We start from the raw sequence: 20,095 nt of genomic DNA on the forward strand, positions 1-20,095 counted from the left end.
ATTTCAGGTCGAACAGACCTGAAATCATCCGGCTCTAAGGTCAGGCGCCGGCGCCGTGTTTTCGCTGGCCGTCGGCGCCTGGCTGGTGGTCCTTCCCGCGACGCGGGAAGGACCGTGTCGATCGACCTATTTCTTCAGGTCGGCCGAGGTCTTCATGCACTTTGCCGGCGGCTGGAGCGCATTGACGGCATCCCATTTGATAGTGCGGGTTGTGCCGTCATAATCATAGTATTTCTTCCACTCGTCGCCAGTCATCGGCGCGGTCGGGCTGACGATGTGCTCCGGCACCTGCTCGTTGTTGAACAGCTTGACCGCCGCGTCGATGGTCGTGAAGCCTTCCTTTTCCGGGAACATGGCGGCCTCGATGCGGTAGGACGGCTCGTTCTGCATGGCGTTGATGAAGGCAAGTCCTTCGCCACCGGTGCCGACCGTCAGCAGGCCGTCCTGCGATTTGCCGGCAGCCTTCCAGGCCTGCAGGCCGCCCAGCGAGGACGAATCGTTGATGCCGTAGATGATGTTGATGTCGGAATTCTTGGCGAGTGCGGCCGACGACACTTCAAGCGCGCGGTCCGGATTACCGCCGCCGTCAAGGTCGTGGACCATGACCGCGTCGGGGACGATGGTCTTCAGCCCGTCCATGAAGCCTTGCGAACGCAGCACCGTCGCCGACAGCAACGGCAGGCCGACATTCATCACCTTGGCGACGCCGCCGAGCTTTTCCTTGGCATATTTGCCGGCCTCGACGCCGGAGAAATAGCCGGTGTCGTAGTCGCAGATGGCGACCATCGTGGTCATGCCCTTGACCGGGTTGCCCTCGAGCACCACCGGGATGTTGGCGGCCTTGGCCTGACGCAGCAGCGGCACCACGCCTTCCTCATTCACCGGGGTGATGATCAGCACGTCGACGCCCTTGGCGATGAAGTCTTCGGCCGCGGCGACCTGCTTGGCTATGTCGAGATTGGCGTCCTGCACCTCGACCTCGATTCCCAGTTCCTTGCCATGCGCCTTCATGCCCTTGATGACATTCTGGTACCACTCATGCGTGGCGTAGTTGGTGACGTAGCCGATGTGCTTGGGCATGTTCTCGGCATGCGCCGCCGCCGCGCCGATGGCCAGCATGGCCGCGGATGCGAGCAGGATTGATTTGGACCAGTGCATTTTTTCTCTCCCAGGGTTTTCGTTTGTCTCAGTCGCTGAACGGGTAATCCCGCCGTTCCGGGTCGGCACGTGAAGAGCTGTTGGCTTCGCCCCAGCCGAGCGCGGCCGATATCTTCTCGGCGGCTGTCCGGGTTCGTTCGAAAACGGTCTGACGGTCGAAGCGCGCCGCCTTCTGCGGCAGCAGCGGGACCGTAAGCGCGGCGATGACGGCGCCGACATGGTCGCGCACGGGCATGGAGATGTTGGTGCAGCCCTCGACGGCCAGCGACGCGCGCATCTCATAGCCGAGCCTGGCCACCTCGTTCAGCCGTGCCTCGATTTCCTCGCGCGTTCCCTGGCCTTCGCCGGCGGCGACGATGCGCTCGACGATGCGGTCGCGCTCGGCCCGGTTCGAGTGGGCGAGCAGCACCGCGCCGGAACTGGTTTCCAGGATCGGGAAATGCGATCCGAGCGCAACCGAATAGCGCATCGGCAGCGGTGAATCGATCTGCAGCACCACCAGCGCGTTCTGCCCTTCACGCACCACAAGGTGGCAGCTCTGGTCGGCATTGGCGGTCAATTCGCGCATCGCCGGCAGCGCGGATTCGACGAGCCTGTTCACCGGCGGATGCATATGCGCCAGCTCGAACAGTTTCAGCGACAGCCGGAAGCGGTCCGATTGCGTGCGGAAGATGTAGCCGCGCTTCTCCAGCAAAAGCAGGATGCGGTAAATTTCGTGGATGGACCTGCCGAGGCCGGTCGCGATCTCGGTCTGGGTCATCGCATCGGCGCTGGAGGCCATGAACTCCAGCACGTCGAGCGCCTTCTCCACCGCCGGCACGCGATATCCGTTGCGGCCGCTTTCGCTTTCCTCGAGCGTTTCGGCAATACCGGCAGCCATCACGCAACGCTCCGTTCCGGTTGCCTGGTTTCGCGATAGAGGCGGTTCACATGGTTGGCGAGCTCCGCAGCGCCGATGTCGCCGGCTATGGCCGCGGCCGCGCGCGGCGCGCATTCGCGGAAGAAGGCGATGAAGCCCGGATGTGTCGGACGCAGATAGGACGAGCTGATCGTGCGCAGCGTCGAGGAGAAGAAATCGGCGCAGAGACGATTGACTTCGGCGTCCTTCCAGGCTGCCAGCGATCCCGGCTGTCCACCCGACTTCACATAGTCGCCGCGCTGATAGTCGGGCGAGCATAGGAACAGCGCGTAGTCGATCGCCTGCTGCTTGTGCTTCGACTGGGCGCTGACGCCGATGCCGGCGCCGCCGAGCAGGGCGCCGGCCGATCGCGGGGTCGGCACGTCGGCAAAGCGCAGATACGGCCTGTCGGTCTTCGCGGCATAGTTCACGTAGCCGAAGGCGAACGGCACATAGACAACGTCGTCATGCGCGACCATGTGGTCGTAGCAGCGGATCGGATTCCAACCGGACGAGTTCGGATGCGACAGCGCCGCAAGCTCGCGCAATTGCCCGACGACCTGCTCGACCATGTCCGTCGCGATGAATTGCTCGCCGTCCTCCTGTGGGTCGCCAAGCGTCAACAGCAGGCACATGGCGTCCGTCGGCACGAAAGGCAGGCCGAGCCATTTCCCTTCCTTGCGCGCCAGCCGGCCGAGCGCGACCACCTCTTCATGCGTGCGGGGCACCGGTGCGTAGCGTTCCAGCAGGTCCGGGCGATACGAGGCGACGTGGCAGGCGGCATCGATCGGCAATGCCCATTGGCGCCCGCTCTTCTCGTAGGACCGCCAGGACGGACCGACGGAATCCTGCTCGAAGAAGCGGACCTGCTCCGCCGACAGATAAGCGTCGAACGGCACCATCAGCTCGTCCTGCGCGATGTCGCCGATGAAGGGATGGTCGAACACGACCAGATCGTAGGCCGAGAGCACGGGGCCGAGCGCGCCCTCGCCGAATTCATAGAGGCTGCGCCGGTCCCATTCGATCTCCAGGCCGGGATTGGCGGCGCGATACGGCCCGACACTGGCATCCAGCGGACCCCAGCAACGTCGATGATCCCACGCAAGACCGCGCAGTCTTGTCATATCCGGCAATTCCTCCCTGCAAACCGGGCATGTGCCCGGTCCGCAAACCACTAGCAGGTATTTTTACCTGAGCAAATAGTTTTTACATACGCAAACCGTCTCAAACTAGCCCGAATCGCTCGACGGCGCGCATGATGCCCCGCAATTCGGCGAGGCCCTTCAGCCGGCCGATCAGCGAGTAGCCGGGATTGATCCTGGTCTTGCCGATGTCGTCGGCGAGCAGATGCCCGTGGTCCGGCCGCATCGGGATGCGCCAGTCGGCGCGGCCTTCCTTGCGACGGCGCGCCTCCTCCTGCATCAGCGCGAGGATGACATGCGCCATGTCGGTGCCGCCCTCGAGGTGCTCGGCCTCGTGGAAAGAGCCGTCATCCTCGATGGTGACGTTGCGCAGATGGACGAAATGGATGCGGCTGGCGAACTCCTTGACCATGGCGACGATGTCGTTGTCGGCGCGCGTGCCGTAGGAGCCGGTGCAGAAGGTCAGGCCATTGGCCGGGCTGTCGACGGCATTGAGGATGAAGCGCGCATCTTCGGCGGTCGAGACGATGCGCGGCAGGCCGTAGAGCGAGAACGGCGGATCGTCGGGATGGATGCACATGCGCACCCCTTCCTCCTCGGCCACCGGAATGATCTCGCGCAAGAACCAGGCCAGGTTCTCGCGCAATTCCTTCGGCCCGATCGCATCGTAGTCGGCCAAGGCCTCGCGAAAGCTGTCGCGGTTGTAGGCGCGCTCGGTGGCGGGCAGGCCGGCGATGAGATTGCGCTCGATCCCGTCGATCTTCTCGTCGCTAAGCTCCTTCAGCCGCGCTTCCGCCTCGGCGATGCGGGCAGGCGTGTAGCCGGCCTCGGCATTCCGGCGCTTCAGTACGAACAGGTCGTAGGCGGCGAAATCGATCGCATCGAAACGTAGCGCATAACCTGTCGTCGGCAGGCGGTAGGCCAGATCCGTGCGGGTCCAGTCGACCACAGGCATGAAGTTGTAGCAGATCGTCGCGATGCCGGCCTTCGCCAGCGCGCGGATCGTATCCTTGTAGAAGCCGACATAGCGGAGCCGCTCCGGCGAACCGATCTTGATCGAGTTGTGGACGGGAATGCTCTCGACCACCGACCAGGTCAGTCCTGCCGCCTCGATGATCCGCTTGCGCTCGAGGATATTTTCTAGCGGCCAGACGCGCCCGTCATAGATGCCGTGCAGGGCCGAGACCACGCCCGTCGCCCCCGCCTGTTTGACATGATCGAGGGTCACCGGATCGTCCGGACCGTACCAGCGCCAGGTTTGTTCCATTTGCCGCTTTCCTCCGTGAGAAGTCGGCAACTTATTGTTGGACCACAACGGGAGTCAAATTAAAATTTGGCGCTCACGAATGGCTGACCTCTCGGGGAAAGCCCCGAAAATTCGCCAACATCAACCCCAAAACCGGTTGTTTTCCTCAGATCATACGATATGTTGGTCCAACAATTAGGAGGATCGATGCCGGAAAATTCGCAAGCCTTGCGCGATAACGTCGCCGCCCGCCGCGCCAGCGGCAGTTCCGCGGTCGACACTGCGGCAGGACGGATCCTCGACCTTATTCGCGCGCGACAGCTCAATGTCGGCGACGTGCTGCCGACGGAACGCGAGCTCAGCGAGATCACCGGCGCCAGCCGCAACACGGTGCGCGAGGCGTTGCGCACCATCCGCACCTATGGACTGATCGAGCCCAAACCGCGCGTCGGCGCGGTGCTCGCCGACGGGCAGAGCATCGCCATCCAGAATTTCTTCGCCGCCCACATGGATGTTTCGCGCTCGTCCTTTGCCGACATCCAGGGTTTTAGGCGCATCATCGAGGTCGGCATCGGCGACCACATCGTGCTCAATGCCACGAGCGAGCAGATAGAGGCGCTCGATGAGATCAATGCCCGGATCGTCGACAGCCGCTCGATCGAGGAAGCCGCCGAGAACGATTTCAATTTCCACAGGGCGCTGATCGGGCTGGCGGACAACCGCATGCTCACCGACATGTATTCCTTCCTGTCGCCCGTGATCCTGCGGATCATGACCATCGGCAAGGAAATGCGCCCGGTGCTGGCCGACACCCGCGCCGCGCATGGCGAGATTATCGCCGCGCTCCGCGCACGCGACAGGCTGGCTTACGCCTACCTGGTGAGCCGCCATCTCGATTTCGCCCTGCGATTCCTGCCGGAAGAGCCGGCTTCCGACACGTGAATGAAGGAGTTCCCGCAATGAAGGATTTTGAAGGCAAGGTCGCGCTGGTGACAGGGACGACCGGGATCGGTCTCGCGACCGCCAGGCGCCTTGCCGCCGGCGGCGCCGCGATCGTCGCCTGCGGCATCGACCGCTTGGCCAATGCCGCGATGCGAGCGGAGTTAGGAAGTTCAGGGGCCGGCACGCTGGTCGTGGACACCGACGTCTCCGTGCAAGACCAGGTCCGCGACGCCGTCGCTGTCGGCGTCGAGCGCTTCGGCGGCCTCGACGTGATCGTCAATTCGGCAGCGGTCCATCCCTATGGAACCGCGACGACGACCGACTGGGAAACCTGGAACAAGGCAATGACGGTCAATGTCGGCTCGATCTATCTGACCGCCCATTTCGGCATCCCGGAAATGATCAAGCGCGGTGGCGGGGCGATCGTCAACGTCGCCTCGGTGCAGGGTTTCGCCTGCCAGCAGAACGTCGCCGCCTATGCCACCACCAAGGGCGCCATCCACACGCTGACGCGTTCGCTGGCGCTCGACTATGCGGCCGCCGGCATCCGGGTCAATTCGGTCAGCCCCGGCTCGATCCGCACGCCGATCCTGGAGAAGGCCGCGCGTGGCGAAAACGGCAGCGATGCCGACGTCGAGGAAGCCTACAGGCGCTTCGGCGCGGCCCATCCGCTCGGCCGCATCGGCGAGCCCGAGGAAGTGGCGGAGCTCATCGCCTTTCTGTGCTCTTCCAAGGCCGGCTTCTGCACCGGCGCGGACTACAAAATAGATGGCGGCCTGACCGCTGGCATTGGCGTGAAATGACCATGAAGATCGGACTTGGCCTTTACCGGGAGTCGCTGACTCCAGACAATTTCCGCTTCGCCCGCCAGGCGGGCGCCACCCACATCGTTGCTCACCTCACCAACTATTTTCGCGGGCGCGATCCTTCGCTGTCGGCCGGCAGCGAGACGGAAGGCTGGGGCGATTGCTCCACCGATGCGCTGTGGAACTACGAGGACTTCGCCGGCCTGGTCAGGACCGTGCGCGACAACGGGCTGGAAATCGCCGCGATCGAGAATTTCTCGCCGCGTTTCTGGTCCGATATTTTGCTCGATGGTCCCGACCGGGCGAAGCAGATCGAAGGACTGAAGCGGCTTATCCGCGATGCCGGCCGCGCCGGCATCCCGTGCATCGGCTACAACTTCTCCATCGCCGGTGTCTGGGGCTGGTCGCGCGGGCCCTTCGCGCGCGGCGAGGCTATGTCGGTTGGGCTCGACCTTGCGGCCATCGACCCCGATTTGCCCCTCCCCGACGGCGTGGTCTGGAACATGCGCTACCGCGCCGGCCGACCGGCCGCCGCGCCGGTGACGGTGAGCAGCGATGAGCTCTGGCAGCGGCTCGGCGCCTTCCTGCGGGAAGTCGTTCCGGTAGCCGAGGAAGCCGGCGTGGTGCTCGCCGCGCATCCAGACGATCCGCCGGCCGAAGCGCTGCGGGGCGCGGCGCGGCTCGTCAACCGGCCGGAGAAATACGACCGGCTGATGGACATCGTCGACTCACCATCCAACGGGCTGGAGCTCTGTCTCGGCTCGCTGCAGGAAATGCCGGGCGCCGACGAGATTTACGGGCATGTCCGGCGCTTCGCCCGACGCAAGCGCATCGGCTACATCCATTTCCGCAACGTGCGCGGCAAGGTGCCGAACTATCACGAGACCTTCGTCGACGACGGCGACATCGACATGGCCGAGATCGTCCGCATCCTGCGCGACGAAAACTATGAGGGCGTCATCATCCCCGACCACACGCCGGAAATGTCCTGCGATGCGCCCTGGCACGCGGGGAAGGCCTTTGCGCTCGGCTATATGCGCGCGCTGGTGCAGAATGCCGCAGCGCTGGGACCTTCGCGGACCATTCAATCCACCAACATCCGGATGCAAGCCTGATGACCAGATCGACGCGCCTCTATGCCGACGACGCCGAAATGTACCGCCTGTTCGAGAAGGAGCTCTTCGTCGCGGTCGTCGGCGACGTGATGGACACGCTGGGGCTGCAGCATCAGTTCCTGCCGCCGCTATTCAAGCCCGTTGACGAAAGCACGCGATTGCTTGGCAGGGCCATGCCCGTGCTCGAGACCGATATCTTTCCGTCCAACGGACCGACGCACAACCCACTGATGAGCAAGCCGTTCGGGCTGATGTTCGAAGCGCTCGACGATTTGAAGCCCGGCGAGATCTACGTCGCCAGCGGCGCCTCGCCCCGCTACGCGTTGTGGGGCGAGTTGATGTCGACGCGTGCGAAGATCCTTGGCGCGCGCGGCGCGCTGGTCGACGGTTTCGCCCGCGACACGGATGGCATCAAGGCGCTGGGATTTCCCTGCTTCTGCACCGGCTATTACGCGCAGGACCAGGGCGTGCGCGGCAAGGTCGTCGACTATCGCTGCGCGCTCGAAATCGGCGGCGTGCGCATAGAGCCGGGAACACTGCTGTTCGGCGACAAGGAAGGTGTCCTTGTTGTCCCCGCTGAAGCCGAGGAAGAGGTGGTGCGCCTGGCCCTCGAAAAAGTCCGCGGAGAAAAACGCGTCGCCAAGGCGATCCGCGAGGGAATGAGCGCGGTGGAGGCTTACAAGACCTTCGGCATCATGTGAAAGGCCGTGGCCGACCAGCGGTAACCAGATGGTCAGTCGAGCTTGCGCGACAGCACCAGGTACATGGCTGCAAGCATCAGGAACAGGGCCACCCAGAACGAGGCGGCCGGTCGTTCGTCGAAGACGGCCAGACTCCAGAGGATGCCGGCGGCCACGGCCAGATAGTTGAAGACCGAAAAGCGCGTCGGCCCGATACGAGCGACCAATACGAAGAACAGGACGAAGAAGACGGCATTGATCGCCGTCGCCAGGACGAGCGGCATCGCGGTCCTGCCCGTCCACTCGGAAGGCAACGCCGCGCCGCCAAGCGCAAGCATGACGACGCCGGCAACGACGGCCCCTCCCAGCAACGTTCCGGCCGCCATCATTACGGAGGACGCACCTTCGGGGCGCAGCCATTTGGCGCAGTTGTTGGCGGCAGCGAACATGACCGGGGCAATGAGGGCCACCAGAAACCAAACGATGCCGTCCGAGCCGACAACGCCTACACCGGGCAGCGCGAGGACAGCCACGCCGGCCACTCCGAGCATCATGCCGGCGAAAGTGCGCCAATCGAAGCGATCAAGGCCCGCCAGCGCGCCAATGGCGAGGGTGAATATGGGAGAAAGACAGAGCACCAGGGTCAGCACCGAGGCATCGACATGCGGAGCGGCCGACACCAGTATGCCGATCGGCAGGCCAACCACCAGGCCGCCCATGATCAGGTACGTGCCCATCTGCCCGACGGTGACGGCGAACCGACCGCCGGCGGCTACCGCCGCCAGCGCCAGGATCACGCCTGCCGCAAGCGATTGGGCAAAGGCGAAACCCACAGGCGGCCATTGCGTCTCGGCGGCCAGCCGGTTGACCGGAAAGATGCCGCCATAGATCGCTGCTGCCAGGAGCAGAAGAGCAGCGTCTATCGGTGGCAGGCCGCTGCCCGGCACGGGTCGGTCGTCATGCATCGCACACCGCCGGGCAGGCGCTCCCTCTCCAACCACCACCGGCCCGGAATTCGAGGTCTCTTGCGGACCTGTTCCGGGCCTCTTGGAGTCAAACCGTTCTGAGGGCGGCTGTACGGGCTTCGTCGACCTTGAGCAGGCCAGGCTCGTCGGCATCGACCAGAACCACCTTGTAGACCGTCTCGGCATCCTCGCGGCTCAGCCAGCCGCGATTGACGGTTGCCGCGACACGCTTCGGATCGCGCTTCAGCGGGTCGCCGTAACCGCCGCCGCCGCAGGCGGTGAACTCGATACGGGCGCCATTCTCGATCGTCTCTTCGCTGAAGGCCGGCAACACGATCTTCTCGTCGGCCCGGACCTTGATCGTCTCGCTCTCCTTGCCGTCGCCGCCCCCCAGCACGCCGCGCGGCGGGAAGCTGGTGCCGTCGGCGGCGTAGACGATCGTCATGTCGTGGTCGAGCGGATAAAAGACGCCGCCGGTCGCCGGCGCGCCCTCGAACTCGCCGAAACCCTGCGATCCAGGCAGCACGCCACGACGCTCGATGACGATCGGATACATCGACTCGTCGACTTCGACCGAGTCGAGCTGAATGAGGCCGGCATTGGCCGGGCCGCAATAGGTCAGCCAGCCATCGAAGCCATGGCGGGCACCGCCGCCGGCATAGCCGACGAAGACCTGGTTGACATAGGACTTGCCGTGCTTGAACGGATCCTCGCCGGAGGTGACGCCGACGCCGGCCGGCAGGTGCGAGCCGCTCTCGGCCTGGCCGTAAGGCGCGCCCATGCGCGAAAAGACGCAGTTGCCGGCGATCATCAGGCGGTCGTTGACATTGGTGGTGGCGACCGAAGTGCCGACCGGATATTTCGGCTTGCCGACGACGCTCCCCTCGCGCAGCAGCACCTTGATCTGCGACTTCGCGCCCTCGTTGTGCGGGATGCTTTCGTCGAGATTGTTGAAGACGCCGATCCGGCAGGAGCCTGTTGCCGTATTCTCCGACAGGTTGAGGCCGCCCGGCACATTGTCGATGTTGTCGCGCACGTCGACGACGATCTCGCCCTTTTCCGGATCGACATTGATCGTCACCTTGACCGGTATGCCTTCGTCGGCGACGCCGGGCACCGGGTCATGGCGCGTCTCGTAGCTGTAGCTGCCGGCCGGCAGCTTCGCGATCGCCGCCTTGGCGCAGCGCGCGCCGTAGTCGAACCAGTCCTCGACGAAACCGAGGATGGTGTCGCGGCCATAGCGCGCGAACAGCTCGCCGATCCGGCGCTCGCCGGTGCGGCAGGCGCCGATCTGCGCGCGCACGTCGCCCAGCCACATGTCAGGCACGCGGTTGCGCATCGTGCCGATGCGCAGGATGTCCTTCTTCTCCTCGTAATTCTGCGCGACGCGCACGCAAGGGAAATGCATCCCCTCCTCGAAGATGTTCTTGGCGAAAGGGAGATAGGTCGACGGCACCGGCGCGCCGGTATCGGCGTGGTGCGACAGCGCCACGACCCAGAACAGCGGCTCGCCGTCGAAGAACACCGGCATCGCCATGATCAGGTCGGCGTGATGGGTGCCGCCGGTGTAGGGGCAGTTGTTGAGGAAGATGTCGCCCTGCGTGATGTCGTCGAACAGGTCGGTCAGCGGCCGCGTCGCCATGTCCATAGACATGACGTGGATCGGCAGCGCGTCCTCGACCGAGACCAGCCGATGATCATAGGTCAGGATGGCGCAGGAGAAGTCGCGCGCGTTCTTGATCACGGCCGAGCGGCTGGCGCGCATGACGACCAGCGTCATCTCGCGCACGATCGCCTCGAAGCGGCTTTTCAGCACCGACATCAGAAAGGGGTCGACCCGCCGTTCCGCGACGTCGAGTTCGAGCCTGTTGATGGAGTCCATAGGATCGTTCCCTTGTGTAGATTTGACTAGGCGATGTTCACGACGAGATTGCCGTAACGGTCGATCTGGCCCTGGTGCTGGTCCTTGAGATAGGCGGTGAAGGTCTCGGCCTCGACCAGGCAGGGGCCGGCAACCTGCGCACCCGCGCGCAACTGCGCAAGTTCGTAGACCGGCACCGTTTCGACACGCCCGCTCTCTTGCTGGTAGATCCCGCGCTTGGCCTTCAGGTCGATGGCGCCGACCTGGTCGGGCAGCGTGTTCTTCTGCCAGATGTCCTGGCCGGAGCGCTTGCCGATGGCGCGCAGCTTCCAGGCCGTGAACTCGACGACGTCATTGTCGGCGCGGATCGAATAGATGCGCTCATGCATCTTGTGGAAGGCTTCGACCAGACCCGGCAGATCGCCCTCGGACACCATGCCGTCCTTTGCCTCGAACGGCACCTCGATCTCGAAGGACTGGTATTCGTAACGGCCGAGGAAGGAGAACTCGAACTGACGATTCTCCACCGCGACGCCGGCTTCGGAGAGGAAGTTGTTGCCGGCCTGCTTCAGCCGCTTCAGCGCATCGTTGACGCCGGCGACGTTGAAGTCGGCATCGGAGGTGAGCAGCACCGCGCTCTCTTCGGAGCGGATGTCGGAGATCAGGCCGCCGAAAGCGCTGAGGCCGGCCATGAAGCGCGGCACCATGTAGCGCTTCAAGCCGAGGATGTCGGCCATCTCGGCGATGTGGATGGCGGTGGCGCCGCCGCCGCAAACGAAGAAGGAGTCGCGCGGATTGATGCCCTCGCGCACCGTGATCTCTTCGATCGCCGCCACCATGTTGTGATTGCTGGTGGTGTAGATCGCGTAGGCCGCCTCCTGCCGCGATACGCCGAGCCGCGTCGCGATCTTGTCGACCGCCGCCTCCGCCAGCTCCCGCTTCAGCTGCATCTTGCCGCCGAGGAAATAATCCGGATCGACGATGCCGAGCACGACATTGGCGTCCGTCACTGTCGGCTCGGTGCCGCCCTGGCCGTAGCAGGCAGGACCCGGTCGGGCGCCTGCGCTGCGCGGACCGACTTGCAGCAGGCCGCCTTCGTCGACGAAGGCGATCGAGCCGCCGCCGGCGCCGACCGAGCGCACGTCGACCTTGGGGATACCAAGCGAATCGTCGTGGATCATGCTGTCGGGCGTGACGATGATCTGGTGGTCGCGCAGCGCCGAGACGTCGAAGGTCGTGCCGCCCATGTCGCCGACGATGATGTCGGGCTCGTCCGAAAGCGCCAGCGCCGCCATCGGCGCCAGCGTCGGACCGGACATGACGCTGTAGATCGGCTTCCGGATCATGTCGGCCAACGGCATCATGCCGCCGACGCAGTTGGCAAGCAGCAGCTCGCCTTCGAAACCTTCCTCGTCGAGCGCCGTCTTCAGCTTCTCGATATAGGTGCGCACGATCGGGTTGATGGAAGCATCGATCGCGGCCGCGATGATGCGCTTGTACTCACGCGGCATCGGGTTGATCTCATGGCTGAGCGTCACCGGGATGCCAGGCAACTCCTGGTTCAGGATCTCGCGCACGGCGAGCTCATGCGCCGGATTGACCACCGACCACAGCAGGCCGACGGCGATCGCCTCGACGCCGAGACCGCGAAACTCGGTGGCGGCCTTGCGGACGTCATCCAGCGAAAGCGGCGCGAGCTCGCGACCGCGGGCATCGATACGGCCGGCGACGGTCTTGGTGAGATGGCGCGGCACATAGGGATCGGGATAGTTCAGCCGCCACTGGAAAGCGCCTTTGCGCGGACCTTCGCGCAACACCAGTATGTCCTGGTGACCGGCGGTCAGGATGAGGCCGACCTTGACCGTCTTGCGCTCGACCAGCGCGTTGGTCGACACGGTCGAGCCGTGCACGACGAGGTCGATCTGCTTCATGAAGTCGGCGCCGCTCAGGCCATAGCCCTCAGCCGCGACATGCAGCACGTTGATGAAGCCTTTTTCGAATTCGCCTGGCGTCGTCGGCGACTTGAAGATGGCGATCTCGCCCTTGCTGTTCGAGACAAGGCAGTCGGTGAAGGTGCCGCCGATATCGATGCAAACTTGATAGGCCATACGAGCTTCCCGAAGAGGTTGGAGTATCAGCGCCTGGCTTCGTCGCGATTGACGATCAGGCTGACGATGATGATGACGCCCAGGCAGATCTGTTGCAGATAGCCGTCGATCTGGACGAGGTTCATACCGTTGGAGAGCACGGTGACGAACAGCGCGCCGAGCACGGCCGCGCCCACGCCACCCTCCCCGCCGGAGAGGCGCACGCCGCCGACCACGGCGGCCGCGATCGCCTCCAATGTGAGATTGCCGCCGAGATTGGGCTCACCCGAGCCGGTGCGCGCGGTGAGCAGAAGCGCGCCGAGCGCGGCAAGCAGCGCGCATAGCGTGTAGGCCAGCACCAGCACCGGCACGGTGCGAATGCCCGCCGCGACCGCCGCCCTTGGATTGGCGCCGATGATGTAGAGGCTGCGGCCGAAGCGCGTCGCCTTGAGCACGAGGAACAAGAGCACGAACACCAGGGCGGCAATCCAGATCGGCATCGGAATCGAGAGCGGCGATCCCTGCGCGAATTCGGCGGTGAGGCTCTTCGGCAGGCCGGTAACGGGGAAGCCGCCGCTGATCGTCGAGGCGAAGGCCAGCACCATGTTGGCCATGCCGAGCGTCGTCACCAGCGGGTTGATGCCGATGCCGGCTATCAGCACGCCGTTGGCGAGGCCGATCGCACCGGCGATCAGCACCGCGGCGCCGACGCCGTAGAGGATCGAGACATCGCCGCCGCCCATTGCCACCATCGCCATCGAGGCGGCGACGCTGACCAGCGAGACGGTGTAGCCGAGCGAAAGATCGAAGCCGCGCGTCAGAAGCACCATAGTCTGCGCCATGGCGAAGATCGCAAGATAGCTCGCCTGCAGCGCGATGTTGCGGAAATTGCCGAGGGACAGAACACGCGGCTCGACCAGGCCAAACAGGATGAGGACAACGACAATGGCGATCGGCAGGCGCGCCGCGCGCAAGATCTCTTTCAGCGAAAGGCCGGAGCTCTGTGCCATCGGTTGTGTCTTGGCCTCCATGCTCATGACTGCCGCTTCCTCAGCAGAAGCCGTTCGATGGCCAAGGCTATGATCAAGACGGCGCCGAGCACCAGCGTCTGGTACTTGCTGTCGACTTGCACCAGGTTCATCGCGTTGGCGATGACCGACAGGAACAGCGCTGCGAGCGCCACCAGTTCTGCGCGGCCGACGCCGCCGCGCAGCGAGACGCCGCCGATGACGGCGGCGGCAATGGTTTCGAGCGCCAGGGTTCCGCCGATCGTCGACTGGCCGGAGCCGAGCCGCGACGTCATCAGGAAGCCGGTGAGCGCGGCGAGCAGGCCGGCAAGCATATAGGCCGCCATCAGCGTGCGGCCGGTGGCGACACCCGACAAGCGCGCCGAGCGCTGGTCGCTGCCGACCGCATAGATATGGCGGCCGAGCGCGGTGAAGCGCTGCATGACGATGCAGGCGGCAAGCACCGCCAACCCGACCCAGAGCACGATCGGCAGGCCCAGGAACTGGCCGCGTCCGACATTGGCGATGAAGGAGTCGGCCACGCCATAGATCGGGATGCCTTGCGTGAAATAGAGCGCGATGCCCATCAGCACCGACATCATCGCCAGCGTCACCATGAAGGGTGAGAGCGAGAAGGTCGCCACAAGCCCGGCATTGACCAGCCCGACAAGCGCGCCGGCACCGAGCGCGATGACCAGCGAGGCAAGGATGACGACCAGCTCCATGCCTGGGAAATAGCCGCTGCCGACGAGCATCACGGCAGCCGTCACCACGGAGGTCGCCGCCACCACCGCGCCGACGGAAAGGTCGAAGCCGCCGGCCGTCATCACCAGCATCTGCGCCAGCGACGGAATGAGCAGCAGCGCGAAATTGCGCATGACATTGAGCAGGTTGAGCCGGTTGAGGAAGCGCGGCTCGATCAGCGCGGTCGCGACCACCGCCACGATCAGGAAGGTGATGACGATGCCGCCCTGCATGAGGAAGCGGTCGAGCCGGCTCGCGCGATGCGATGGCGCGTTGGCAACGGTGATGGTCGCCGTTTCCGAGCTCATGCGCGCCCTCCGAAATAGTGGGACAGGACCTGAGCTTCGCTGAGCTCGTGCTGGGCAAGCTCGGCGACCACCTTGCCTTCATGCATGACATAGACACGCGAGGCGAGATTGATCAGCTCCGGCAATTCGGATGTCGAGACCACCACCGAGGCGCCGGCCTCAACCAGCGATTTGATGAGGTTGTAGACATCGGCCTTGGCGCCGACGTCGATGCCGACGGTCGGCTCGTCGAACAGGTAGACGTCGAACGGTTTCATCAGCCCGCGCGCCAGCATCAGCTTCTGCTGGTTGCCGCCGGAGAAGGCGGACGCCTTGCGCTCGGGCGCCATGGGTCTGAGCGCAAGATTGGCGAGCGGCGTCTTGATAGTCTCGTTCTCGCGCCAGAATTTCAGCACCGGCCCGGACGACAGTTCCGGCAGGTCGAGCGAGCTCATGGTTGCGTTCTCGCGCGCCGAGCGCGCCAGCGCCAGACCCTCCGAGCCGCGGTCGGCCGGGAAATAGCAGACATTGGCGGCGAGCATCGACGTGGGCGTCGGCCGCTCGACCGCCTTGTCGCCCAGCATGATCGCGCCGGCCTCGATGGTCTCGAGACCGAAGACGGCGCGGCAAAGTTCGCTGCGCCCGCAGCCGACGAGACCGGCAAGGCCGACCACCTCGCCCGCCCGCGCCGTGAAGGAAGCACCGATGACGGAGCGCTTCTCGGTTGTAAGGTCGCGCACCTCGAGCCTGACTGGGCCGGGCTTGTGCTCGATCCTCGGAAACAGCTGCTCGACCGGACGGCCGACCATCATCTCGATCAGGCCCTCGTCCGAAATTTCGGCGGTGACAACCGTGCCGATCTTCTTGCCGCCGCGCAGCACGGTGACGCGGTCGGAGAGATTGCGGATCTCGCTCATGCGGTGCGAGACATAGATGATGCCGACGCCGCGCGCTTTCAGCAGCGCCACGGCATTGAAGAGCTTTTCCGCCTCGCCATCGGTGAGCGAGGCCGTGGGCTCGTCGAGGATCAGCACCTTCGGCCGCATGCGCAACGCCTTGGCGATCTCGACCATCTGTTTTTGCGCCCGCGACAGGAAGGCGACCTTCTCGTCGAGCGGCAGATGGAAGCCGAGACTGTCCAGCAGCTCCGCCGCCGCCTGCCGCATCTGCTTGCGCTTGAGGAACAGGCCGGACGACTGCTCGCGGCCGAGGAAGATGTTCTCGACCACTGTGAGGTCGGGCACCAGGCTGAATTCCTGGAAAACGGCGGCGATGCCGATTTCCTGCGCCACCTGCGGCGTCAGGCTGGTGATGGTGCGGCCATTGATGCGGTAGACGCCTTCCGCCCACGGGAAGGTACCGGCGATGAGATTGATGAGCGTCGACTTGCCGGCGCCGTTTTCGCCAAGCAACGCGTGGACCTCGCCCTCATTGAGGGAGAAGTCGACATTGTCGAGCGCGGCGATGCCGCGGAATCTCTTGGTGAATCCTGTAACTTCCAGCATCCAAAAACCCAAGGCTGGCGAGCTAAGTCGCCTGACCGCTTCCGACGAAGCGGCCAGGCCGGGAGGATCGCGATCCAACCGCGATGTGCGGGCCGCGTAAGCGGCTACGCTATTCGACCGAGAACTCGGGGCGCCAGTTGTCCGGCGCGAAGATCTGGGTCGTGTCGATCTTGTCGACATTGTCCTTGGTAACGATGCCGGGGGCAACCAGCAGGACCTTCTCGTGATCCTTCTTTTCCAGCGCGCGAACCGCGAGGTCGACGCCGATGCGTCCCATGATAACCGGATACTCGGTGGCGAAGCCCAGCACCGAGCCGTCCTTGACGGCCTTCAGCATGGTCTGGTTCTCGTAGGAGGACATGATCGTCACGTTGCTCAGGCCGGCGTCGGCGACGGCACCGATCGCGGCTTCCGCCGTCGGCGCGCCGCCCCAGATGACGTTGACGTCCGGATGGGTCTGCAGCGCATCCTCGACCAGCTTGAGCTGCGCCGGCACGCTGGCCTCGCCGAACATTTCGCCGACCAGCTTGATGTTGCCGGTCTTGGTGCTGTCGCGGAAGCCGTTCATGTAAGTTTCGGCCCAGCCGCTGCCCTGCGGGCCCGGGAACGCCACGGCGGTGCCCTGCTTGTCGCCGAGATACTTCTTCACATACTCGCCGGTCTGAAAGCCCTTCTGGTAGAAGTCGGGCGTGATGCGGGCGGTGATCGGCGTTTCCAGGATCGGATTGGCGACGGCGATGTTGACGATGCCCTTGCCCATGCCCTCGTTGATCTTGGCTGCCACGCCGGCTTCCGAGATCGCCGAGATCAGGATGGCGTCGGCGCCCGCCGCAACGCAGTCGTCATATTGCGAGATCTGCTTCGGCAGCGCGGTGTATCCACCCGCCTGCAGCACCGTCACCTTGACGCCCAGGCGCTTGGCCTCCTCGACGATGCCGTAGTCCACCGACACCCAATAGCTGTCCTGCAGATGCGGGAAGAGCACGCAGAGCTTCCAGGGCTTCTCTGCCTTGTCGAGCGGCTTGTATTCGATCTCTCCCACGTTCTTGAGGTCGCCATCCTTCGCCGAGGCGATCTTGAACGGCCACCAGTCGGCGGCATGCGCCATTCCGGCCGACAGCACCGTCGCCGACAGCGCCAAAGCCAGTGACTTCTTCAATCCACTCATATCAGTCTCCCATTTGAACAGCTGCCCTTGGGGGGCCTGGAGTTGTTTACCCGATCGACCGGTTTAGCCCGATCATTTTTGTATCCAATCTTCCACTTCTTCGTTGGCATTTCAAACTTCAAACGTTGAATTTCGTGCAAATGTATCCATTCAGCCTATTCAGGTCGCGTAATTTGCAACTTACATCTTATATCTTATGTGTCAATGCGCGATAGACCGTCACCCGACAGGGCGTTTCGACTGCCATAGGCTGGCTCAGCCCCGCGGATGAACCTGCGGTAGGGCGGCGTCGAGCGATCGCTCGAATGCATCGACCAAAGCGTCGACCTGCGCCTCGGTGATGATCAGCGGCGGACAGAAGGCGATCGCGTCACCCATATTGCGCGAGATGACGCCGTTCTGCTGCAGAAAGCCGTTGACCAGCGCGCCGAGCGCCGCTGGCTTGCCCCACGGCGCCTTGCTTGCCTTGTCGGCGACGAGCTCGACGGCGGCGATGAGACCAATGCCGCGCACCTCGCCCACCAGCGGATGCGAGGCGAGCTTGTTGAGCCGCGCCTGCAGATGCGCGCCGACCTTGCGCGCATTGCCGACCAGGTCGCGCTCCTCGATCAGCTTGATGTTCTCCAGCGCGACGGCCGCGGCGACCGGATGACCGCCGCCGGTGAAGCCGTGGCCGAAGGTGCCGATGCGGTCGCTCTCGTCGGCGATCGGCTCGAACACCTTGTCGTTGATGATGAGCGCCGAGATCGGCAGGTAGGAGGAGGAAATCTGCTTCGACAGCACCATGATGTCGGGCTTGATGCCGAAGGTCTGCGAACCGAACATCTCGCCGGTGCGGCCGAAGCCGCAGATGACCTCGTCGGCCACCAGCAGGATGTCGTATTTCGACAGCACCGCCTGGATCTTTTCCCAATAGCCGGCGGGCGGAACGACGACCCCGCCGGCGCCCATGATCGGCTCGCCGATGAAGGCGGCGATCGTTTCGGGCCCCTCGGCAAGGATCAGCTGTTCCAGCTCGTCGGCGAGCCGCGCGGAGAACTGCTCTTCGCTCTCGCCGGGCTGGGCGTCGCGCCAATGATGCGGTGTCGACGTGTGCAGGATATTGGCGATCGGCAGGTCGAAGGAGAGATGATTGTTGGGCAGCCCGGTCAGGCTCGCCGAGGCGATGGTGACGCCATGATAGCCGCGCTTGCGGCTGATGATCTTCTTGCGCGCCGGCTGGCCGAGCGCGTTCGACCGGTACCAGATCATCTTGATCGCGGTATCGTTGGCCTCGGAGCCGGAATTGGTGAAATAGGCCTTGCTCATCGGCACCGGCGCCATCTGCACCAGCTGCTCGGCAAGGTCGATCAGCGGCGAATGCGCCTTCGAGCCGAAGTCGTGATAGAAGGGCAGCTTCGACATCTGCCTTGTCGCAGCGTCCACCAGACGCTTTTCCGAGAAGCCGACGGCGACGCTCCATAAGCCCGCCATCGCCTCGATGTAGCGATTGCCTGCAATGTCCTCGACATAGATGCCATCGCCCTTTTCGATGACCAGCGGACCCGTCTCCTGATGCTTGCGGGCATTGGTATAGCCATGCAGGTGATAGCGGATGTCGCGGGCTTCGGGGGAATTCGGTCTGGCGTCCATGACGGCTCCTGTCTGCAGGCGTCCAAGCGGGAATTGCCCTGCCCCTCGTCCAAGGGTCGCAGTTCCCTCTTGCTTTATGCTGTTTGATGCATCATGTTTCTTATAAGATATACTGTCAAGCCCTTTTGGGCCGGCGGCCAAAAAGCGGGACGGGAACGGCATGGCGAGCTTCAGTTTCGAAACGCTCGAGCGCGAAAATCTCGGCGAGACCGTCTATGCGCGCGTCACCGAGGCGCTGGTCAAGGGACGCTTCGCGCCGGATGCCAGGCTGACCATCCGCGACCTCGCCCAGTCGCTCGGAACCAGCGTCACGCCGGTGCGGGATGCGATCCTGCGCCTTATCCAGGACGAGGCGCTGGTGCAGAAATCGGCGCGCGAGGTGCGCGTGCCCATCATCACGCTGGAACGCTATCGGGAGATCCGCCAGATCAGGCTGAAGCTCGAAGGCCTCGCCGCGCGCGAGGCCGCGCTCAAGGCGACGGCCAGGGATGTCGAGCGGCTGCGCGATCTGATTGCCCGCAACGAAAGCGCCATTACCGAGAGGAATTGGACGGAAGCGCTGGAGCTCAACCAGACCTTCCATTTCGCGCTTGCCGACATCGGCGACATGGTTGTGCTGCGCGGCATCCTCAATCGGCTGTGGCTGCAGATGGGTCCCCTGATTGCGGAATCCTATCATGAAGGCGGCCGCGCCATGATCGACAATCACCACGCGGTGCTCGCCGCGGTCGAAAGGAAGGATGCCGATGCCGCCGAACATGCGATCATCGCCGACATCACCGAGGGCGGAAACGTGATTCTCGAACGGCTGTTCAGCAGGCGCGCCGCCGACACGGCCAAGGCAGGCTGAGA

The 20,095-nt window shown here is 64.3% G+C and carries 17 protein-coding genes; 5 read left to right on the top strand and 12 right to left on the bottom strand.

Translation table 11 applies throughout. The features are described 5' to 3' along the window. Positions 1-126: 126 nt before the first annotated feature. The 4 genes from FJ414_RS00920 to uxuA form a co-directional block, all read right to left on the bottom strand. Complete coding sequence (locus FJ414_RS00920; RefSeq protein ID WP_140640355.1) at positions 127-1,158, bottom strand: sugar ABC transporter substrate-binding protein; 1,032 nt, start codon at positions 1,156-1,158, stop codon at positions 127-129. Between the two features lie 28 nt (positions 1,159-1,186). Then, entirely contained in the window at positions 1,187-2,038 is an 852-nt protein-coding gene (locus FJ414_RS00925) for an IclR family transcriptional regulator (protein ID WP_140640357.1), read from the bottom strand. Beyond that, on the bottom strand, positions 2,038-3,180 hold the full coding sequence (locus FJ414_RS00930) for an extracellular solute-binding protein (protein WP_140640359.1): 1,143 nt from the start codon (positions 3,178-3,180) through the stop codon (positions 2,038-2,040). Before FJ414_RS00930 ends, FJ414_RS00925 begins: the two co-directional genes overlap by 1 nt. A 100-nt stretch (positions 3,181-3,280) precedes the next feature. After that, positions 3,281-4,465: a mannonate dehydratase gene (gene uxuA, locus FJ414_RS00935; RefSeq protein WP_140640361.1), complete on the bottom strand. Its 1,185-nt coding sequence runs from the start codon at positions 4,463-4,465 to the stop codon at positions 3,281-3,283. A gap of 186 nt (positions 4,466-4,651) precedes the next feature. Here uxuA and FJ414_RS00940 point away from each other — a divergent pair, with 186 nt between their 5' ends. From FJ414_RS00940 to FJ414_RS00955, 4 genes are read left to right on the top strand one after another with little or no spacing between them, the layout of a single operon-like run. Continuing rightward, positions 4,652-5,386 carry an FCD domain-containing protein gene (locus FJ414_RS00940; protein WP_181181481.1) on the top strand — a complete coding sequence of 245 codons (735 nt, stop codon included), beginning with the start codon at positions 4,652-4,654 and terminating at the stop codon, positions 5,384-5,386. Positions 5,387-5,403: 17 nt separating this feature from the next. Further along, positions 5,404-6,189: an SDR family oxidoreductase gene (locus tag FJ414_RS00945; protein ID WP_140640363.1), complete on the top strand. Its 786-nt coding sequence runs from the start codon at positions 5,404-5,406 to the stop codon at positions 6,187-6,189. A gap of 2 nt (positions 6,190-6,191) precedes the next feature. Beyond that, a complete protein-coding gene (locus FJ414_RS00950) occupies positions 6,192-7,307 on the top strand; it encodes a mannonate dehydratase (protein WP_140640365.1) in 1,116 nt (371 codons plus the stop codon). After that, positions 7,307-8,008: an RraA family protein gene (locus tag FJ414_RS00955; protein ID WP_140640367.1), complete on the top strand. Its 702-nt coding sequence runs from the start codon at positions 7,307-7,309 to the stop codon at positions 8,006-8,008. The genes FJ414_RS00950 and FJ414_RS00955 overlap by 1 nt, the downstream gene beginning before the upstream one ends. A 32-nt stretch (positions 8,009-8,040) precedes the next feature. On the opposite strand, the gene FJ414_RS00960 is transcribed toward FJ414_RS00955, so the two are convergent. The 8 genes from FJ414_RS00960 to FJ414_RS00995 all read right to left on the bottom strand — a co-directional run bounded on the left by FJ414_RS00960 (position 8,041) and on the right by FJ414_RS00995 (position 19,243). Beyond that, positions 8,041-8,952: a DMT family transporter gene (locus FJ414_RS00960; RefSeq protein ID WP_181181482.1), complete on the bottom strand. Its 912-nt coding sequence runs from the start codon at positions 8,950-8,952 to the stop codon at positions 8,041-8,043. Positions 8,953-9,040: 88 nt separating this feature from the next. Further along, positions 9,041-10,834, bottom strand: a complete 1,794-nt coding sequence (locus FJ414_RS00965) for a hydantoinase B/oxoprolinase family protein (RefSeq protein WP_140640371.1) — start codon at positions 10,832-10,834, stop codon at positions 9,041-9,043. Between the two features lie 26 nt (positions 10,835-10,860). Beyond that, the gene (locus FJ414_RS00970; RefSeq protein WP_140640374.1) at positions 10,861-12,921 is read right to left on the bottom strand and encodes a hydantoinase/oxoprolinase family protein; all 2,061 of its coding nucleotides are present in this window, start codon (positions 12,919-12,921) and stop codon (positions 10,861-10,863) included. A gap of 26 nt (positions 12,922-12,947) precedes the next feature. Continuing rightward, positions 12,948-13,937 (bottom strand): ABC transporter permease, encoded by a 990-nt coding sequence (locus FJ414_RS00975; protein ID WP_226892192.1) that lies wholly within the window; start codon positions 13,935-13,937, stop codon positions 12,948-12,950. After that, positions 13,934-14,959 carry an ABC transporter permease gene (locus tag FJ414_RS00980; protein WP_140640376.1) on the bottom strand — a complete coding sequence of 342 codons (1,026 nt, stop codon included), beginning with the start codon at positions 14,957-14,959 and terminating at the stop codon, positions 13,934-13,936. Before FJ414_RS00980 ends, FJ414_RS00975 begins: the two co-directional genes overlap by 4 nt. Then, positions 14,956-16,443, bottom strand: coding sequence for a sugar ABC transporter ATP-binding protein (locus tag FJ414_RS00985; protein WP_140640378.1), 1,488 nt, complete (start codon positions 16,441-16,443; stop codon positions 14,956-14,958). The genes FJ414_RS00980 and FJ414_RS00985 overlap by 4 nt, the downstream gene beginning before the upstream one ends. 109 nt (positions 16,444-16,552) lie before the next feature. Next, a complete protein-coding gene (gene torT / locus FJ414_RS00990) occupies positions 16,553-17,611 on the bottom strand; it encodes a TMAO reductase system periplasmic protein TorT (protein ID WP_140640380.1) in 1,059 nt (352 codons plus the stop codon). A gap of 255 nt (positions 17,612-17,866) precedes the next feature. After that, positions 17,867-19,243 (bottom strand): aspartate aminotransferase family protein, encoded by a 1,377-nt coding sequence (locus FJ414_RS00995; protein WP_140640382.1) that lies wholly within the window; start codon positions 19,241-19,243, stop codon positions 17,867-17,869. A gap of 160 nt (positions 19,244-19,403) precedes the next feature. On the opposite strand from FJ414_RS00995, the gene FJ414_RS01000 reads away from it, so the two are divergent. Continuing rightward, positions 19,404-20,093 (top strand): GntR family transcriptional regulator, encoded by a 690-nt coding sequence (locus FJ414_RS01000; protein ID WP_140640384.1) that lies wholly within the window; start codon positions 19,404-19,406, stop codon positions 20,091-20,093. The last annotated feature ends 2 nt before the right edge of the window (positions 20,094-20,095 follow it).

This window comes from Mesorhizobium sp. B3-1-6, assembly GCF_006439555.1.
GTDB lineage: Bacteria > Pseudomonadota > Alphaproteobacteria > Rhizobiales > Rhizobiaceae > Mesorhizobium.

Excerpts from the sequence above, each read along its gene's own strand:
- FJ414_RS00975 (WP_226892192.1), bottom strand. The coding sequence starts at position 13,937 with ATGAGCATGGAGGCCAAGACACAACCGATGGCACAGAGCTCCGGCCTT.
- FJ414_RS00995 (WP_140640382.1), bottom strand. The coding sequence starts at position 19,243 with ATGGACGCCAGACCGAATTCCCCCGAAGCCCGCGACATCCGCTATCAC.
- FJ414_RS00980 (WP_140640376.1), bottom strand. The coding sequence starts at position 14,959 with ATGAGCTCGGAAACGGCGACCATCACCGTTGCCAACGCGCCATCGCAT.
- FJ414_RS01000 (WP_140640384.1), top strand. The coding sequence starts at position 19,404 with ATGGCGAGCTTCAGTTTCGAAACGCTCGAGCGCGAAAATCTCGGCGAG.
- FJ414_RS00960 (WP_181181482.1), bottom strand. The coding sequence starts at position 8,952 with ATGCATGACGACCGACCCGTGCCGGGCAGCGGCCTGCCACCGATAGAC.
- FJ414_RS00930 (WP_140640359.1), bottom strand. The coding sequence starts at position 3,180 with ATGACAAGACTGCGCGGTCTTGCGTGGGATCATCGACGTTGCTGGGGT.
- FJ414_RS00985 (WP_140640378.1), bottom strand. The coding sequence starts at position 16,443 with ATGCTGGAAGTTACAGGATTCACCAAGAGATTCCGCGGCATCGCCGCG.
- FJ414_RS00965 (WP_140640371.1), bottom strand. The coding sequence starts at position 10,834 with ATGGACTCCATCAACAGGCTCGAACTCGACGTCGCGGAACGGCGGGTC.
- FJ414_RS00940 (WP_181181481.1), top strand. The coding sequence starts at position 4,652 with ATGCCGGAAAATTCGCAAGCCTTGCGCGATAACGTCGCCGCCCGCCGC.
- FJ414_RS00925 (WP_140640357.1), bottom strand. The coding sequence starts at position 2,038 with ATGGCTGCCGGTATTGCCGAAACGCTCGAGGAAAGCGAAAGCGGCCGC.
- FJ414_RS00920 (WP_140640355.1), bottom strand. The coding sequence starts at position 1,158 with ATGCACTGGTCCAAATCAATCCTGCTCGCATCCGCGGCCATGCTGGCC.
- uxuA (WP_140640361.1), bottom strand. The coding sequence starts at position 4,465 with ATGGAACAAACCTGGCGCTGGTACGGTCCGGACGATCCGGTGACCCTC.
- FJ414_RS00970 (WP_140640374.1), bottom strand. The coding sequence starts at position 12,921 with ATGGCCTATCAAGTTTGCATCGATATCGGCGGCACCTTCACCGACTGC.
- FJ414_RS00955 (WP_140640367.1), top strand. The coding sequence starts at position 7,307 with ATGACCAGATCGACGCGCCTCTATGCCGACGACGCCGAAATGTACCGC.
- FJ414_RS00945 (WP_140640363.1), top strand. The coding sequence starts at position 5,404 with ATGAAGGATTTTGAAGGCAAGGTCGCGCTGGTGACAGGGACGACCGGG.
- torT (WP_140640380.1), bottom strand. The coding sequence starts at position 17,611 with ATGAGTGGATTGAAGAAGTCACTGGCTTTGGCGCTGTCGGCGACGGTG.
- FJ414_RS00950 (WP_140640365.1), top strand. The coding sequence starts at position 6,192 with ATGAAGATCGGACTTGGCCTTTACCGGGAGTCGCTGACTCCAGACAAT.